The 16284-nt window shown below is 54.2% G+C and carries 15 protein-coding genes; all 15 read right to left on the bottom strand.

What is annotated here, in order from left to right:
* Positions 1-8 precede the first annotated feature (8 nt).
* A complete protein-coding gene (gene cpsG, locus EoCCA6_RS03875) occupies positions 9-1379 on the bottom strand; it encodes a colanic acid biosynthesis phosphomannomutase CpsG (protein ID WP_152081553.1) in 1371 nt (456 codons plus the stop codon).
* A 110-nt stretch (positions 1380-1489) separates the two neighbouring features.
* Positions 1490-2926 carry a mannose-1-phosphate guanyltransferase gene (gene cpsB, locus EoCCA6_RS03880; RefSeq protein ID WP_152081554.1) on the bottom strand — a complete coding sequence of 479 codons (1437 nt, stop codon included), beginning with the start codon at positions 2924-2926 and terminating at the stop codon, positions 1490-1492.
* Positions 2927-2929: 3 nt separating this feature from the next.
* A complete protein-coding gene (gene wcaI, locus EoCCA6_RS03885; RefSeq protein WP_152081555.1) occupies positions 2930-4153 on the bottom strand; it encodes a colanic acid biosynthesis fucosyltransferase WcaI in 1224 nt (407 codons plus the stop codon).
* A complete protein-coding gene (locus tag EoCCA6_RS03890; protein WP_152084395.1) occupies positions 4150-4629 on the bottom strand; it encodes a GDP-mannose mannosyl hydrolase in 480 nt (159 codons plus the stop codon). Before EoCCA6_RS03890 ends, wcaI begins: the two co-directional genes overlap by 4 nt.
* Positions 4630-4631: 2 nt before the next feature.
* Entirely contained in the window at positions 4632-5597 is a 966-nt protein-coding gene (gene fcl / locus EoCCA6_RS03895) for a GDP-L-fucose synthase (RefSeq protein ID WP_152081556.1), read from the bottom strand.
* A gap of 2 nt (positions 5598-5599) precedes the next feature.
* Complete coding sequence (gene gmd / locus EoCCA6_RS03900) at positions 5600-6721, bottom strand: GDP-mannose 4,6-dehydratase (protein ID WP_025758730.1); 1122 nt, start codon at positions 6719-6721, stop codon at positions 5600-5602.
* A gap of 20 nt (positions 6722-6741) precedes the next feature.
* A complete protein-coding gene (gene wcaF / locus EoCCA6_RS03905; protein WP_152081557.1) occupies positions 6742-7296 on the bottom strand; it encodes a colanic acid biosynthesis acetyltransferase WcaF in 555 nt (184 codons plus the stop codon).
* 16 nt (positions 7297-7312) lie between these two features.
* A complete protein-coding gene (gene wcaE, locus EoCCA6_RS03910; RefSeq protein ID WP_152081558.1) occupies positions 7313-8059 on the bottom strand; it encodes a colanic acid biosynthesis glycosyltransferase WcaE in 747 nt (248 codons plus the stop codon).
* Positions 8060-8075: 16 nt separating this feature from the next.
* Positions 8076-9296, bottom strand: coding sequence for a colanic acid polymerase WcaD (gene wcaD, locus EoCCA6_RS03915; RefSeq protein ID WP_152081559.1), 1221 nt, complete (start codon positions 9294-9296; stop codon positions 8076-8078).
* Positions 9271-10488 carry a colanic acid biosynthesis glycosyltransferase WcaC gene (gene wcaC / locus EoCCA6_RS03920; RefSeq protein ID WP_152081560.1) on the bottom strand — a complete coding sequence of 406 codons (1218 nt, stop codon included), beginning with the start codon at positions 10486-10488 and terminating at the stop codon, positions 9271-9273. Before wcaC ends, wcaD begins: the two co-directional genes overlap by 26 nt.
* Positions 10485-10976 (bottom strand): colanic acid biosynthesis acetyltransferase WcaB, encoded by a 492-nt coding sequence (wcaB, locus tag EoCCA6_RS03925; protein WP_152081561.1) that lies wholly within the window; start codon positions 10974-10976, stop codon positions 10485-10487. The genes wcaC and wcaB overlap by 4 nt, the downstream gene beginning before the upstream one ends.
* Positions 10976-11818, bottom strand: coding sequence for a colanic acid biosynthesis glycosyltransferase WcaA (gene wcaA, locus EoCCA6_RS03930; RefSeq protein ID WP_152081562.1), 843 nt, complete (start codon positions 11816-11818; stop codon positions 10976-10978). Before wcaA ends, wcaB begins: the two co-directional genes overlap by 1 nt.
* Before the next feature lie 21 nt (positions 11819-11839).
* Positions 11840-14002, bottom strand: a complete 2163-nt coding sequence (wzc, locus tag EoCCA6_RS03935) for a tyrosine-protein kinase Wzc (RefSeq protein WP_152081563.1) — start codon at positions 14000-14002, stop codon at positions 11840-11842.
* A gap of 2 nt (positions 14003-14004) precedes the next feature.
* A complete protein-coding gene (gene wzb / locus EoCCA6_RS03940; RefSeq protein ID WP_152081564.1) occupies positions 14005-14448 on the bottom strand; it encodes a low molecular weight protein-tyrosine-phosphatase Wzb in 444 nt (147 codons plus the stop codon).
* 6 nt (positions 14449-14454) lie between these two features.
* Entirely contained in the window at positions 14455-15591 is a 1137-nt protein-coding gene (locus tag EoCCA6_RS03945; protein ID WP_152081565.1) for a polysaccharide export protein, read from the bottom strand.
* Between the last annotated feature and the right edge of the window lie 693 nt (positions 15592-16284).

Genomic DNA, 16284 nt, shown 5'->3' on the forward strand with positions numbered 1-16284 from the left:
GGCAAGATTTACTGATTCAACAGCGCCAGAATGTCTTTCGTTCGCGCTTCCATCAGCGCCGCGTCGGCACGGGATTCCACGTTCAGGCGCACCACCGGCTCGGTATTAGAGGAACGTAAATTGAAGCGCCACTGCGGGAACGCCATGCTGATGCCGTCGGTACGGTCAATCTCCAGCGCGTGGAGGGCAAAGTGCTGCTCCACGCGGGCGATAGCCTCGGCAGGTGCCGCCAGCTTGCTGTTAATTTCGCCGCTCGCCGGGAACGCCGCCATGCGGTCGCGCACCAGTTCGCCGAGGGTCTGCCCTTTCAGGCACAGCAGCTCGGTCACCAGCAGCCACGGGATCATCCCGCTGTCGCAATAGGCAAAGTCACGGAAGTAGTGGTGGGCGCTCATCTCGCCGCCGTATATCGCATCTTCTTCACGCATACGTTCTTTGATAAAGGCGTGACCGGTTTTCGACATCACCGGCTGGCCGCCAGCCGCACTCACCACGTCAACGGTGTTCCAGGAGAGGCGCGGATCGTGGATGATTTTTGCCCCTGGGTTTTTCTCAAGGAACGCTTCCGCCAGCAGGCCGACAATGTAGTAGCCTTCGATGAACTGGCCGTTCTCGTCGAACAGGAAGCAGCGGTCAAAATCGCCGTCAAAGGCGATGCCCATATCCGCACCGTGTTCGATTACCGCGTTACGGGTGTCGTCGCGGCACTCCGGCAGCAGCGGGTTAGGAATGCCGTTCGGGAAGTTACCGTCTGGCGTGTTATGGACTTTGATGAAGGAAACCGGCACGTTCAGCGCCTTAAAACGCGCTTCCAGCGCATCCACCACCGGGCCGGCGGCACCGTTACCGGAGTTAATCACCAGCTTCAGCGGCTTAAGGTTCGCCACGTTGATGTAGCCCAGCAGGTGGTCGATATACGCGCTGCGCAGGTCGATCTGCTTATAGCTGCCGCGTTTTGCGTCGTTCACTGGCGGGAAATCATTGGCCTCCGCCAGACGCTGCACGTCGCGCAGGCCGGTGTCACCGCTGATCGGACGCGCGCCCTTACGCACCAGCTTCATGCCGTTGTAGTCCATCGGATTATGGCTGGCGGTCACTTCGATACCGCCGTCCACGCCGAGGTGGAACGTCGCGAAATAGATCTCCTCGGTCCCGGAAAGGCCGATGTCCAGCACGTCCACGCCCGCGTCCTGCAGGCCTTTCGCCAGCGCCAGCTTCAGGGACTCGCTGGTCAGGCGCACGTCGCCGCCCAGTACGATAGTCTTAGGTTTTAAATATTCGCCGTACGCGCGGCCAATACGCCACGCAATGTCTTCATTCAGCTCTTCGCCCAGCTTGCCGCGAATATCGTAGGCTTTGAAACAGGTTAATTTTTCCATGATGACCCCTTTTTCAGGCAACAGTTGGCCCTGACCATGTAATGGCCTGATTTATTTTTGTCATTCGTAGGCCCGGTAAGCGCAGCGCCACCGGGCAAGATGCGTGAGCGCTACACTCGCCCGTATCGGTCCTGGAAACGGACAATATCGTCCTCTTCCAGGTACGAACCGGAGCGCACTTCAATTAAGTCGAGAGGAATTTTTCCTGGGTTTTCCAGGCAGTGCGTCGCCCCCAGCGGAATATAGACAGACTCGTTCTCACCCAGCAGTTTGACCTCACCGTCGATGGTCACTTTGGCGGTTCCCGCCACCACCACCCAGTGTTCCGCACGGTGATGATGCATCTGTACCGACAGCCCTTCGCCCGGCTTCACGGTGATGCGTTTCACCTGGTAACGCTCGCCTGCGTCGATAGAGTCATATTTGCCCCACGGACGGTACACTTCGCGGTGGATATGGTGCTCATGACGGCCATCGGCTTTGATTTGCTCAACGACTTTTTTCACGTCCTGTACGGCGTTACGGTCGGCAATCAGCACGGCGTCTTTGGTTTGTACAACCACCAGATCCTTCACGCCCACCGTGGTGACCAGGCCGGATTCAGCGTAGACGTAACTGTTTTCCGTTTTGTGGCTGATCACATCCCCATGGTGGACGTTACCCTCCGGGGTATGCGCGCTGATCTCCCACAGAGATGACCAGGAGCCCACGTCGCTCCAGCCTGCATCCATCGGCACGACCACAGCATCGGCAGTGCGCTCCATCACCGCGTAGTCAATGGACTCTTCCGGGCAGGCCAGAAACGCCTGTTCATCGACACGGATAAAGTCGAGATCCGGATCAGTCACATCCATCGCTTTTTCGCAGGCGCTTAAGATATCCGGGCGATATTTCTGTAACTCTTCCAGATAGCGCCCGGCGCGGAACAGGAACATCCCACTGTTCCAGTAATATTCACCGCTGGCGACGTAGGCCTGCGCGGTTTCAAGATTCGGTTTTTCAACAAACTGCGCCACATCAAACGCCACACTGTCACCTTCACCCGGCGTCACCGGACCACGACGAATATAGCCGTAGCCGGTTTCCGGCAGGTCCGGCACGATGCCGAAAGTCACCAGTTTGCCGCTTTCAGCGTAAGGGATCGCCGCGCGCACCGCGTCACGGAAGGCCTCTTCCTGCTGAATCACGTGGTCTGCCGCCAGCACCAGCATCAGCGGGTCGCAATCCGGGCTGCTGCGTTTTGCCGCCAGCGCCGCAAGGGCAATCGCGGGGGCGGTGTTACGTCCGGCAGGCTCCAGAATGATATTTTCTGTGAGTTTGTTCAGCTGGCGCAGCTGCTCGGCAACGATAAAGCGGTGCTGTTCGTTACAAATCACCACCGGGCTTTCACACTCCACGCCGTGCAGACGGTTGACCGTCGTTTGCAGCATGGTGAGGTCCCCTTTCAGGCAGAGGAACTGTTTTGGATAGAGCACGCGGGACAGCGGCCACAACCGGCTACCAGAGCCACCTGCCATCACAACCGGATACAAAGTGGTTTGACTCATGATTTATCCCCGTATATCTGCAATAAATTGGCTCAGCACGTTCTCTTTTTCGAGCGTGCGTTCGGCATATTCACGTGCCACCGTGTTCACTTTTGGCATGGCAAGTGCCTGTTCAATGCCGGTCACCAGTGCGGAAACCGATTCCGGCTCCACGCAAACGGCAATACCGGGATAGCTGTCGCACAGCTGGCCTAATTCCGTTTCAGGCTCGGCGGTGATCACTGCGTTACCGCCCACAGCCAGAATGTTGGTGAGCTTCGATGGCAGCACCGCATCCGCCGCGCCGCGCTTTTGCACCACCAGGTGACAGTCGCCCATCTTCAGCAGCGCAGGCAAAGCCTCGTAAGACTGAAGCGGGAAGAATTTCACGTTGGTCAGGCCGCGTTCGCTTGCCATTTTCTCCAGCCGCGCTTTCCCGCCGCCCTGCCCGACAATCACAAACATCCATGAATGTTTGCTAAGCTGTTGTGCCGCTTCAATGACGCTCTCCAGCCCCTGCTTTTCGCCGATGTTGCCTGAGTAAAGAATGATTTTTTGGTCGTCAGGCAAACCGAGCTGAGCACGTAGCGCCTGCGCGTCGCTGTCCGTCACGTCGCGAAAACGCGCCACTTCGGACCAGTTCGGGAAGAAGATCACTTTCTCCGCCGCCACGCCCTTCTCCTGGGCTTTGTTCATCATCGAGCGCGAAATGGTCGAAACGTAATCGACGTTATGCAGGCCGCTTCGCTCAAAGGCGCTGGCGAGCTTCGCCACCTTGCCGCCTTTGCTTTTACCTGCCATTCCCAGGCCGAGCATGGCGTCCACTTCATAATCCTGAATGTGCAGCAGGGTGCGCGCGCCGGAGAGTTTGCCCAGCAGGCGCATGCCTGGCGTGCAAAACAGCGTCGGCACCACGCCGATAATGCGATCCGGCTTCCAGCGACGCTGCGCCATCAGCGGGAAAAAACTGCTCAGGGCAAAGCTGCCCAGATGAATTAAACGTTTCAGCGTCGAAGGCTGCTTCGGCACGTAGAGCGGGCAACGCCATACGGTCGCGGCCCCCTCTTCACGGCGGTAGCGCCAGCTTGAGTAGCGCTCGCCCACCTTCCACTCCGGGTAGTACGGCGGCGCGGTAATGACCCGCACGTCATGTCCCTGGCTCGCCATCCACTCGACCATCTCGCCGGTGTATTTCCCGATACCGGTTAGCTCCGGCGAGTAGTTGATTCCATACACCAAAATTTTCATAAGCCCGGCACTCCGGACTGACGATCGGCCAGGAAATAGGCACGGCTGTTGTCGTGCACATTGTCACTGGCCAGCAACGCCTCTGGCCTCTGCCAGCGGTAGTCGTCATGCTGAGAATCAGGCAGACGCAGGTCTGCCTCACTCACCTTCAGGCGGAACCCCAGCACGATGTAGTGCGTGGAGAATCCGGTGCCCGAAAAGTTATCGTCATAGAAGTGCTGCCAGACCCCGTAAAACTGGCCCGCTGCCATCGGCAGTTGCAGGCCCAGTTCCGCCAGAGTGAGACGCTCAAAAGCATCGGTGAGCGTCTCATCCTTCTGCACGCGCCCGCCGGGCACGAACCAGAAGCCCTGTGCAGGACGGTTGGTTCGTTTCCCCAGCAAGAACTCGCCGCGTTCGTTCTCCACAATCAAATCAATTGAGATAAGCGGAGTGGAACGGACTACCGTGGCAAAATCTTCCTGACTTAAAAACATCATTACCCCCGGAAGCGGTGCTGGTTTTCGAGGAACCACTGCCAGGTGCTGGCCAGCCCCTGTTCCAGTGACACCTCGTGATACCAGCCCAACTGGTGCAGACGCGTCACGTCCAGCAGTTTGCGCGGCGTGCCGTCCGGTTTGGTGGCGTCAAACACCACGCGGCCTTTGTAGCCCACCACCTGCGCGATGGTTTGCGCCAGCTCGCGAATGGTGCAATCCACGCCGGTACCGACGTTAATGTGCGACAGCATCGGCTCGGTGTTCTCCTGCCACACTTCGCGATCCAGCTCCATCACGTGAATGCTGGCCGCTGCCATATCATCCACATGCAGGAATTCACGCATTGGCGTACCACTGCCCCACACCACCACATCTGGCGCGTTTTCCACAGCCGCTTCATGAAAACGACGCAGCAGCGCCGGGATCACGTGCGAGTTGCTCGGATGGAAGTTGTCGTGCGGCCCGTACAGGTTGGTCGGCATCACCGAGCGATAGTCGCGGTTATACTGACGGTTGTAGGATTCGCACAGCTTGATCCCGGCAATCTTGGCAATCGCGTAGGGTTCGTTGGTCGCTTCAAGCGTGCCCTGAAGCAGTTCGCTCTCCGCGATTGGCTGCTTCGCCATTTTCGGGTAGATACAGGATGAGCCGAGGAACAGCAGCTTGTTCACGTTGTGCAGGTGTGCCGCGTGAATGATGTTGCTCTCAATCATCATATTTTCGTAGATGAAATCTGCCGGATAGGTATTGTTAGCGACAATGCCGCCCACCTTTGCCGCCGCCAGATACACCTGGTCAATACGTTCGTTGGCAAAGAAGTCCTGTACCGCTTTGCTGTCGAGCAGGTTCAGCTCGTCGCGCGTGCGGACAATGACCTCCACGTCGCCGCGCTGCTCAAGCTGGCGAACAATCGCGGAACCCACCATTCCGCGATGACCGGCGACAAAAATACGTTGTTTTGTCATTCTTAAGACTCCAGCGCGATGGCAACCTCGTAGCCATGAGACTTAAGCAGGGAGTGTTTTTTCGCTGCTTCAAGATCTTTGGCCACCATCTCAGAAACCATCTCCTGCAGCGTGGTTTCCGGTTTCCAGCCCAGTTTCTCGTGCGCTTTGGTTGGATCGCCCAGCAGGGTTTCCACTTCCGCAGGACGGAAGTAGCGCGGATCAACCTGAACGATAACGTCGCCCGGCTTCACGCCCGGTGCGTCGTGGCCGGTCACGGACACCACAATGCCTTTTTCTTCAACACCGGTGCCTTCGAAGCGCAGTTTGATGCCCAGCTGCGCGGCAGCCATTTCCACGAACTGACGCACGGAATACTGCACGCCGGTTGCAATCACGAAGTCTTCTGGTTTGTCCTGCTGCAGCATCATCCACTGCATTTTCACGTAGTCTTTCGCATGGCCCCAGTCACGCAGGGAATCCATGTTGCCGAGGTGCAGGCAAGACTCCAGACCCTGCGCGATGTTGGCGATCGCACGGGTGATTTTACGGGTGACGAAGGTTTCACCGCGGCGTGGGGATTCGTGGTTGAACAGAATGCCGTTACAGGCGTACATGCCATAGGATTCACGGTAGTTCACGGTGATCCAGTAGGCGTACAGCTTCGCCACCGCATACGGCGAGCGCGGGTAGAACGGCGTGGTCTCTTTCTGCGGGATTTCCTGTACCAGGCCGTACAGCTCAGAGGTAGACGCCTGGTAGAAACGGGTTTTCTTCTCAAGGCCAAGGAAACGAATCGCTTCCAGCAGACGCAGCGTCCCCATGGCATCCACGTCAGCGGTATATTCCGGAGATTCGAAGGAGACCGCTACGTGGCTCATCGCACCCAGGTTGTAGACTTCATCCGGCTGCACTTCCTGCAGGATGCGGGTCAGGTTGGAGGTATCGGTCAGGTCGCCATAGTGCAGGTGGAATTTCGGGTTTGCTGCATGCGGGTCCTGGTAAATATGGTCCACACGTTCAGTGTTGAACGACGAAGCACGACGCTTAATACCGTGTACTTCATACCCTTTTTCAAGCAGCAATTCTGCCAGGTAAGAACCATCCTGTCCGGTAACGCCGGTGATGAGAGCGACTTTAGACATATTTATTTCCTCTGTACTTATCAAAGTTTTTCAGTTTCTACGCGTTCGCGTATCACCACTGCGGGGTTGCCACGGCAAATCTTATTTGCCGGTAGCGATTTAAAAACGCTGCTGCGGGCACCGACTACCGTGCCATCGCCAACAGAAACACCCGGTGCAACAAACACATCTGTTGCCAGCCAGCATTTCTCACCGATCACAACAGGCGAAGCGGTAATATCAAAATGCAGGCTCATAAAATCATGGCTGCCGGTACACAAATAACATTTCTGTGAAATCACCGAATTCGCGCCAATCGTAATATCGCCCAGGGTATATAACACCGCGTCATCCCCTACCCAGGCATAATCCCCAAGCGTTAATTTCCAGGGATACGTAATTTTGACCGATGGACGAATAACTACGTTTTTTCCGATTTTTGCGCCAAACAGACGCAATAAAAAAGCGCGCCAGCGGTAGAGTATTTGTGGCGACCAGGCAAATAATGTTGCCTGAACCGCCCACCACAACTGCACTTTAATACCGTTCCCGCCCCGAAAACCTTTCGGCACGGAGAATCCGTTTAAATCCTGCATTACGTTTCCTTATATTTCAGGCTTTGTTATATAAGGCTTTTGCTTTACCCGTCGTTTTCAGACGCAGAAAATAAGATAATTCCGCCCAGAAGCCCGGCACACGTAATATCTTACGCTGCACGTTTTTTGCATCCTGACATAATTCCAGATTATTAGAGGTTGACACACCACCCATCGAAAATTCAGACACCAGCCCTTTAATTCGACGGAACGGATAACCTGACTTGTACAAACTGGCGGCCAGCGCATAATCTGAAGAGACTTTATACTGCAAATCGTATGGCTGTTTTTTCAGGCCTTTTACCGGGAAGAAAATGGCCTGATGGCTGGCGGGCAAACTGTGGTAAATATACCAACCCGGTTTCGCGCTGCGCAGCACTTTATTCCCTTCACCAAAGTCCAGCAATGCATCACCGATAAACATGGCTTCTTCTTTCTGACGCACCAGCTGGCGGGCAAACTGTGCCACATCATCATGGAACACATCGCCGGAATTCAGGAAGATGGCATACCGCCCCTGCGCCATTGCAATGCCTTTATTCATCGCATCATAGATGCCTTTATCTTTCTCGCTGATATAACGTAAGTTGAACTCACCGTTGAGTTTTTCCAGGAACTCCGCCGTACCATCGTTCGAACCGCCGTCGACCACAATCCACTCAAAGGTGAGGCTTGGATCGCGCGCCAGGTTGCGCAGCGAGCGCCAGGTTTTTACCACCCCTTCGTAGTTACGAAAGGCGACAGTAATGACGCTAAGAAACATAAATCACCTCATTTCGTCATACGCGCGTAATATTCAGCGCTTTGCGCAAAATAAACGGACAGACAATCAAGAAAGCATATTCCGGGCTAAATATTGACCCCGTAAAGAACAACGACACTGGTGTAAAAAGATAAAGCTGAACGCGAAAATTCTGGTTGTCACCAAACGCGTTAATCATCATTTTGAAAACTTTAAACAAATACCACAGCGTCAACAGTACGGCGAACCACGAAAAATAGATAATTAACAGATACAGGCCATTGTCTATGGTTTTACCGACATCCGCACCGTTAAAGATTCCGAATGATGCAACATATTCGTAAAGTGAGCCGAATCTTACTACGCCATCTATATGGGTTAAGGAATAACCCACCATCACCAGTGGCCCAATGATTCGATAATAAGATGACGAACCTTCCGTTCCCAAATCGCCCAGACGTTCTGAGATGTACGGGAAGGCAAATATCACACCCACTAAAAATACCGTCAGGGAGATAATCGCCAGCGGCAGTTTTTTCTTAATCGCATCTTTGTTCAGGTACTGGAACGCCCACTCCAGAAGGTAAAACAGAATAAATGTCATTACCCCTGAGAACGATCCTGACAGAACGATCCCTGCAAGAATCATAGCATCTGTCTTGGGCGTTTTGATACCGAACTGTTTGATGCTGAGCCAAATTGAGATTAATGCCAGAGCAAAAAATGCCGGTTCAAAATAGAGCGCCGTTGTGCGCTTACCCCCAAACTTAATGAAGTTCAGTACATAGCTGTTACTGTAAATGAGATACTTCGAAATTATTTCCATCAGGCTGCTGCCGCCGGTCAAAATAATTTGCGCCATTTCCATCGCAGCAAGCATGACGATGAGACCGACAACAATATAAAAGAACCTAAGGATTTTCCTATAATTGTGCGGAGAAATAGTTTTAAAGCGAATACTCCAGACCATGCCAATAATGATAACAATATAAACAAACAGCATAGTCGAGGTGACGTATTTGCTGGCATCAAGCGACTGACCAAAGATGTAGTTAAATGCCGTCAGGCCGAAACCCAGCCCTAAGGCAATCATCAGCTTCTTCAGATTGATTTTGTCGACATACAGCAGTAGCAATACGGGCAAAAAGGTGACGATGGTAATCGGGAAACTTTCGCCGAGCTGGGCAATTTTGACGTTGACCAGCAGGTAGATCAGCGGCAGCAGCAGATAACTACAGATTCTGATAGAACGAGACATATTCCTCCAGCATCTGTTGTCCACTGTAGGCCTTGCGGCTGCGGTTGCGGAACGATTCCAGGTCAGTGCCAAAAACGGCCTGCGCGATCTCAGCCTTCGGTAACTGCACCAGCGGCAGCACCTCCTGCTCCGCGAACGTTTTTCCGCCCGATTTTTCCAGCACTTCGCGGGCCGCATCACTGTGGGTGGCAATCACCGGCACGCCGATAGAGAGCGCCTCGCACAGGATCAGCGGGTAGTTGTCCACGCGCGAGCTGAACACCAGCGCATCCATCCCGTTGAGGGCACTCATCAGCTTGCGCTTGTCGGTTTCAAAGCCGTGATTCACCACGTTCGCCCCGTCGAACGGGGAAAATTTGCCGAAGGTGTGCAGCTCAATCTTATCGCCCAGCGCCATGATGTCGCGCACCAGCTGCTGGTTAGTTTTGCCGTCGTAGCGCAGATCGTGCGCAACAATGGCGATTTTCGGCTTGCCTGCGGTTTCTGCTACAGGGGTCAGTTCCGCCAGAATCTCTTCTGTCGCCACGTCGATACCGTTATTGATGATTTTGCAGCGCCCTGCCCCGTACAGGCTGTTGAACGCATCTGCCACATGCTGGCTGGGAGAGATAAAGGTACAGCCGAGCGAAAGCATATCGCGGAACAGCTGGCGTTTACCGGCTACCAGCTGGTGCGCGCGGTCCACTTTAACCGGCGGATAATTAGTGAGGGTCGGGCATTTCTGACAGTTAGTCTTCCAGCCTTCACAACCGTCCGTAAACGCACAGCGTCCGGTGACGCTCCAGTGGTCGTGCAGCGTCCAGACAAAACGGGTGTCCGGCTTGTGCGCCTGCACCTTCTCGCAAAAGGCTACCACCTCTTCCAGGTTCAGCCAGTAGCTGTGCAGAACGTGAAAATGCAGCACCACCGGGCCGGACGTGCGGGTCACGGTACGGTAGAGGTTATTGAGATTACCGAACAGATCGCGGTTAAACAGGCGGAACAGGGCAATATTTGCCACCGACGTCAGACGCGGCGTCTGCTTGAGCACCTGCGGATAATTATCATGGCTGACGCTTTTCTTGCCGCCTTTGCCGTAGCCGTAGACAAAGCGCGACTGCAGCCCTTTTTGCAGCGCGCGCTGGTGCAGATCCAGCGCAACACCTGCCGCCCCGCCCTCTGCGAGGCGCACATTAAATTGCAGAATGTTCATTTGATCACCTTCACGCGGGCTTTTTCCCCGACCACCAGCGCGTTATCCGGGATGCTGTCCAGCACCACGCTGCCTGCGCCGATGGTGACGTTATTACCCACAGTAATGTCACCAATCATCACCACGTTAGCGCCCAGCTCGACGTTATTACCGATCACCGGGCAGGCCAGGCTGTCCGGCCCACGGTTGCCGATGGTCACCGCATGGCGAATGGTGAAATCATCACCCGCGACAACGAACTTGTTGATGACAACCGCATAACCGTGGTGAATGGTAAAGCGGCGGCCAATGGTGGCAGCAGCCTGAATTTCATAGCCGAAAAAGCATTCGGTGATGATGCGGTACAGCACCAGAACCGGTGCCGCCCAGAGATTGTTCAGGACGTTTTTCTTACGCCACACCGAGCAAAAGTGCGCAATGCGGTACGCCAGAACCATGCAGCACGGGCGCAGGCTCCAGCTGTTTGCGCGGCAATCTTCCAGAAACATTATTTCCCCCGAAGTCCATCAGCCAGACGCTTGCCGTTACGCACGGAGAAGAGCGTCAGCAGCGTGCGCCAGTTCATGCGCTTGTTGCGGATCTGATAGAGGGTAAAGAGCTGATATTTACGGCTGGCACGGTCGAACTTGTCCTTGTGCTTACGGTAAAAGTGGAAATAGCCCGAAAACTTCTTCGGCGAGGAGGTGATTTGCATCTCCCCGTGGTTGATGTGCAGGATCTGCGTGGCTTCTTCCACTTTCCACGGTTCGCCGTATTCCACCACCATGCGCAGGAAAATGTCGTAATCCTGCGCCGCCTTCAGTTCGGTATCGAACAGGCACTCTTTAAAGCGCCAGGCCCAGGTAAAGACCTGATTACCAATGATGTTGCGCTTGTAAAACAGGCGACGCGAGTACGGTGACTTTGGGTACAACGGCAGGCTCGCCGGCTGCGAGTACACTTCGCCCTGGCAGACATAGTCGTTGGCATACAGGAAAGCGTGCGTGACCAGTTGATGCTTGTGCGACAGGAAGGTCGACAGACGATTTGGCGTCCATTCGTCATCGTCGTCGATCCCGGTCAGGTACTGCCCTTTCGCCTGCATAATCGCCTGATTACGCACCGCGCACGCGCCGGAGTTAATCGCGTTGTGCGTATACACCACCCGCGGGTCGTTGAGATCGTCGACGAATTTTTGCAGTTGCTCGAAAGAGGAGGAACAGTCATCAACGATGATCAGCTCCCAGTTATCGTAATCCTGACGTAATACCGATTTAATCGCGCGGATCGCCAGCTGCTGACGGTTCCATGTCGGCATATAGATAGAAATCAAAGGGCGTTGTGTGGTCATGGTCTTCCCCAAAGCTCACGATTATTGACTGTCAGACTTATATTCGTACTCGTAATAGCCGTAATCCTGATAGCCGGTCGCACGACGGAAGATAGAGTTCAGAATGACCCCTTTCACCTCGATCCCGTTTTGCTCAAAGCGGCTCAGGCTGGTTTCCACTTCCTTCAGCGTGTTCACCGCGTAGCGCGCCACCATCAGGGTAGTGCCCGCGTGGCGACCTACCACGGCGGCGTCAGTGACGGCCAGGATAGGTGGCGTATCGATCAGCACCAGGTCGTAATGCTTACTCGCCCACTCAATCAACTGGGTGAAACGTTCGCTCATCAGCAGTTCCGACGGGTTCGGCGGCACCTGACCGCGTGGGATCAGGTCAAATTTCGGGATCGACGTCGGTTTCGCGCTTTCGCTGATCTCCCCTTTGCCAAGCAGGATTTCCGAGAGACCATTGACGTTGTTGGTGCCCAGCAGCTCGTGGGTGTAACCCTTACGCATATCACAGTCGATCAGCAGCACGCGTTTATTGGTCTGGCTCACGACCGCCGCAAGGTTGGCGCAGACAAAGGTCTTACCAATTGACGGGCTGACACCGGTCATCATCAGGACGTTATTTTTGGCCTGCATCATGGCGAAGTGAAGGCTGGTGCGCAGGCTACGCACCGCTTCAATAGCGAGGTCTGTCGGGTTGCCGACGGCCAGCAGCTGGCTCTGTTTGTAACGCTTAACGCCTTTAACCGTTTTGACGCTGTCACGCGATTTCTGCCACTCCGACAGCGGAATGCTGGCGTAGACGCTGATACCGTTCTCTTCCAGTACCTGCGGGCTTTCGATACCGCGGTTGAACAGGGAGCGCAGCAGCACACCCACGATGGAGAGCATCAGACCGAGGATAATGCTGCCAAGAATAATCAGCGCTTTCTTCGGCTTCAGCACGCCAGGCTGGGTGATCGCCGGGTCAACGATACGCACATCGCCCACGGTGCTGGCTTCGGTGATTTTCAGCTCCTGCTGTTTGTTCAGCAGTTGCATATAAACCTGCTGACCAGATTCCACATCGCGGGTCAGGCGCACAATTTCCTGCTGCGTCTTCGGCATGGCGGTCACACGGTTGTTCAGCCTCGCCTTCTCTTCCTCCAGCGTCTGGCGTTTTTCCAGCAGCGTGCGGTAGGCCGGGTGGCGTTTGGTGTAGAGCTTGGAGATCTCCGCTTCTTTAAAGGTCAGTTCGTTCAGTTGCGCGTCAATGTTGACCATCGAGTCGAGAACCGATTTCGCCTCCAGCGGCAGGTCGACGGAATCTTTATCCTGACGATAGGCATTCAGCTTGTTCTCGGCGGTATCCAGACGCGAGCGCACTTCCGGCAGTTGTCTGGCGAGGAAGGCCAGGCTTTTCGCCGCTTCCGCCGACTTACGCTCAACGTTCTGCTCAAGGTAGTTGCGGGTGATACTGTTGAGAATGTCGCGAATTTTGTCCTTATCTTCACCGGTAAAAGTCATGCTCAGGACACCGGTGTCCTTGCCATTTTCGGTAACGGTCAGGTTGTTTTGCAGGTTGTTGATCATCCCCAGGGTGGAGAATTTGGTGACCGTAAACTCACCGCCTTCCTGGGCATGGATCGCGCTGACCATCATGCTGACACCGTCTTTCGTCAGCATCTGCCCCACCTCACCGCGCGCACTAAAACCTGCGTCGCTGGTCAGCTGATACTGTTTCGGGCCAAGAACGGTCAGGGTGAAGGTCTGCTCAGCCCCGCCTTTCGGCAGCACAAAGTCTGTCACCTTAACGGTATCGTTGCTGCGCCCCATCAGGCGATCCCAGCCTGCACCAAATATCGGGAAGGTATTTTTGGTGACGGCGATATCAAGCCCCAGATCGTGAACGGTTTTACCCAGCACCAGGCGAGACTGGATCAGCTGAATTTCCGCTTCCGATGCGGGCGGCTTATTCGCCAACGCCGAACCGATATCCTGCACCAGTGAATTACCGGTGTTCTGCTCAATCTGCACCAGCGCATCGGCGCTGTAGATTGGCGTTGCAAAGAGCGTGTACACCACGGCCGCCAGTGCAAAGACGGCAGTGATGCCCAGCACCCACCATTTCGCCTCTACAACGGTGCCCACCAGGCGACCAATATCGATTTCATCACTGCCCGAAGTCGGGGCGGCAGAAGGTCTTGTTTTTTCTGTCATTGTTATCCCTGCTGAGCTTTCAGTGCCTGCGCCCACTGACGGGCAGACTGGTCAAGTAAGGTGTAAACCGCCTCAAATGCCTCACGGCTCTTGCGATACGGATCGGGGATTTCGCGTTCATTGTCCCAGTGACCAAACAGCATCACCTTGCCGCGCATCTCCGGCGCGATATCGCACAGTGCGTGAATGTGGCGTTTTTCCATCGCGAGGATCAGATCATATTCCCGGCACATCCGGCCGGAGACCTGACGGGCCGTGTGCCCGTCAAGGGAGATGTTGTGCTCCATTGCAACGCTTGACGCGCGCTCGTCGGCACCTTTGCCCACCAGCGCGCCAAGCCCTGCGGAGTCAACCGTTAACGCAGGCTGATAATTTTTCAGCAGCCGTTCAGCCGTCGGGGAACGGCAAATGTTCCCCACGCATACCACCAGAATTTTGTTAAACATCGCGGATTACCAGGTATGAATGTCGCGCGCCGTATCCGTCATGTAGCGAACGCCACTGATGGTTGGCAGCAACTGGTTGATCAGACGGTTCCAGCGGGCAACCGGCGCGGTAGTAACATAGACCACATCGTATGGCTGGAGACGGAACTCCGTTGCCATGACCAGCGACGTCGCATCGGACATATCCAGCTGGTAGATGTTGGCAATCTTGCCTTTCGCGCCTTCGCCTTTCAGCGGACGGATCACGAAGATACCGCTGGCGTTCGAGGAGGTCAGATCGATGCCTTCCGCGTTACCCAGCGCTTCGGTCAGCGTCATGCCGCTGAAGTCCATCTTGAGGGTGCTCTGTTTCTTCACTTCACCCATCACGAACACTTTCAGATCGTCGTTGCGCGGTACATACAGGATGTCGCCCGGATAGAGCAGACGGTTCTGGGTCAGATCGCCGTTTTGCATCAGCGCCTGCAGCGAGATTCGTTGCTCTCTGCCTTCGTGGGTCAGAACGACGTTGCGCCAGTCGGCACCATCGGTTAAACCGCCGGCGGCGTTGATGGCATCCAGAACAGTCAGCGGTACGTTGGTGATGGCCTGCTGACCAGATTTGTTCACCTGGCCGGAGATATAGGCTTTCTGTGAGCGGAATGCGGCGATATTAACGTCCACCTGCGGGTCAGCGATGTACTGCGCTAAGCGGCCGGTAATATCACTACGGATCTCGGCAAGCGTTTTGCCTGCAACATGCACTTTGCCAATGTACGGATAGAACATGGTTCCGTCAGACTGCACCCAGTTACCGGTGTCGCTTGAGCTACGGTACTGGCCCGCAGGTGTGGTCAGTTCAGGGTGATCCCAGACGGTGACGTTGATAACGTCTCCAGGCCCCACACGGTACTGGTAAGAGGCAATTTCCTGGTCCAGCGACATATTCGGCTGGGCAACATTCGGACGCGGGCGTAATTGTTCGACCAGACGCGGCGTCAATGGATACACATTCACCATTTTGTCGAGATCGAAATCAGCATCCTGTTGTTTGATCACATCCTTGCCCATTGTTGACATATTGCTGCCGGGAAAGACCGTGCAACCACTCATCAAGGTCACAGACACCAATAATGGCATCAATTTCATTTTGGATTTCATCATTGATTATTTATCACTTTGGCAGAGTAATTATCCTGTGCAATTAAATAAGCGCGGGTCGTTTTAGCATTCAGGATGCAGTTAACCAAATAGAAATATAACTGGCATCAGTCCTAAAAAAAGGCTTATTCATCCATTGGCTATTGACAGAATAATCGAGGCTGATTCACACGCTTTCAGGCACGCTACCGCCCTTGGCTTTCAGTTACCAATCCACTGACTAAACAATGTGTTATGGATATACACCCTCTTGGATAAGGTCTTCTGGAAAATATATCAGCCAGTTCTTATACCTGACTGATAATGAATTACCGTCACTAAAGACCGAGACAAAAATAGCAACAAGGATATTTAACATTTGATGCTGGAAGAATTGTTGCAGCTAACCTAATAGCAGGCAAGGAGACAACCATCCGAACCGCGGTTTTTAAGAATAATATTAAGAGCAAATTTTTAAAGTTTTAGGATTTTCTTTATATTGACAAAATGGGTATTAAAACCACTTACTGCGATATATCCTAAATATTGCCATTAATATTTAAATCCTTCTCTTAACCTTATTTACACCGTCAAAAGTATGCTCTCTTTTTTTCAGGATCTATTAAGAGAAATCTCACCCCGGCATTGCAATTTCCGCCAGCTTTATCCATGATCGAAGTGTGACATTAGTCATATAACAGAAGGTATTGCTATTAC

The organism is Enterobacter oligotrophicus (assembly GCF_009176645.1).
GTDB lineage: Bacteria > Pseudomonadota > Gammaproteobacteria > Enterobacterales > Enterobacteriaceae > Enterobacter > Enterobacter oligotrophicus.

Coding starts and splice junctions, on each gene's coding strand:
- cpsG (WP_152081553.1), bottom strand. CDS start 1,379: ATGGAAAAATTAACCTGTTTCAAAGCCTACGATATTCGCGGCAAGCTG.
- wcaC (WP_152081560.1), bottom strand. CDS start 10,488: ATGAACATTCTGCAATTTAATGTGCGCCTCGCAGAGGGCGGGGCGGCA.
- wcaB (WP_152081561.1), bottom strand. CDS start 10,976: ATGTTTCTGGAAGATTGCCGCGCAAACAGCTGGAGCCTGCGCCCGTGC.
- cpsB (WP_152081554.1), bottom strand. CDS start 2,926: ATGAGTCAAACCACTTTGTATCCGGTTGTGATGGCAGGTGGCTCTGGT.
- wcaF (WP_152081557.1), bottom strand. CDS start 7,296: ATGCAGGATTTAAACGGATTCTCCGTGCCGAAAGGTTTTCGGGGCGGG.
- wcaA (WP_152081562.1), bottom strand. CDS start 11,818: ATGACCACACAACGCCCTTTGATTTCTATCTATATGCCGACATGGAAC.
- gmd (WP_025758730.1), bottom strand. CDS start 6,721: ATGTCTAAAGTCGCTCTCATCACCGGCGTTACCGGACAGGATGGTTCT.
- EoCCA6_RS03890 (WP_152084395.1), bottom strand. CDS start 4,629: ATGTTTTTAAGTCAGGAAGATTTTGCCACGGTAGTCCGTTCCACTCCG.
- wzb (WP_152081564.1), bottom strand. CDS start 14,448: ATGTTTAACAAAATTCTGGTGGTATGCGTGGGGAACATTTGCCGTTCC.
- fcl (WP_152081556.1), bottom strand. CDS start 5,597: ATGACAAAACAACGTATTTTTGTCGCCGGTCATCGCGGAATGGTGGGT.
- wcaI (WP_152081555.1), bottom strand. CDS start 4,153: ATGAAAATTTTGGTGTATGGAATCAACTACTCGCCGGAGCTAACCGGT.
- wcaE (WP_152081558.1), bottom strand. CDS start 8,059: ATGTTTCTTAGCGTCATTACTGTCGCCTTTCGTAACTACGAAGGGGTG.
- wzc (WP_152081563.1), bottom strand. CDS start 14,002: ATGACAGAAAAAACAAGACCTTCTGCCGCCCCGACTTCGGGCAGTGAT.
- wcaD (WP_152081559.1), bottom strand. CDS start 9,296: ATGTCTCGTTCTATCAGAATCTGTAGTTATCTGCTGCTGCCGCTGATC.
- EoCCA6_RS03945 (WP_152081565.1), bottom strand. CDS start 15,591: ATGATGAAATCCAAAATGAAATTGATGCCATTATTGGTGTCTGTGACC.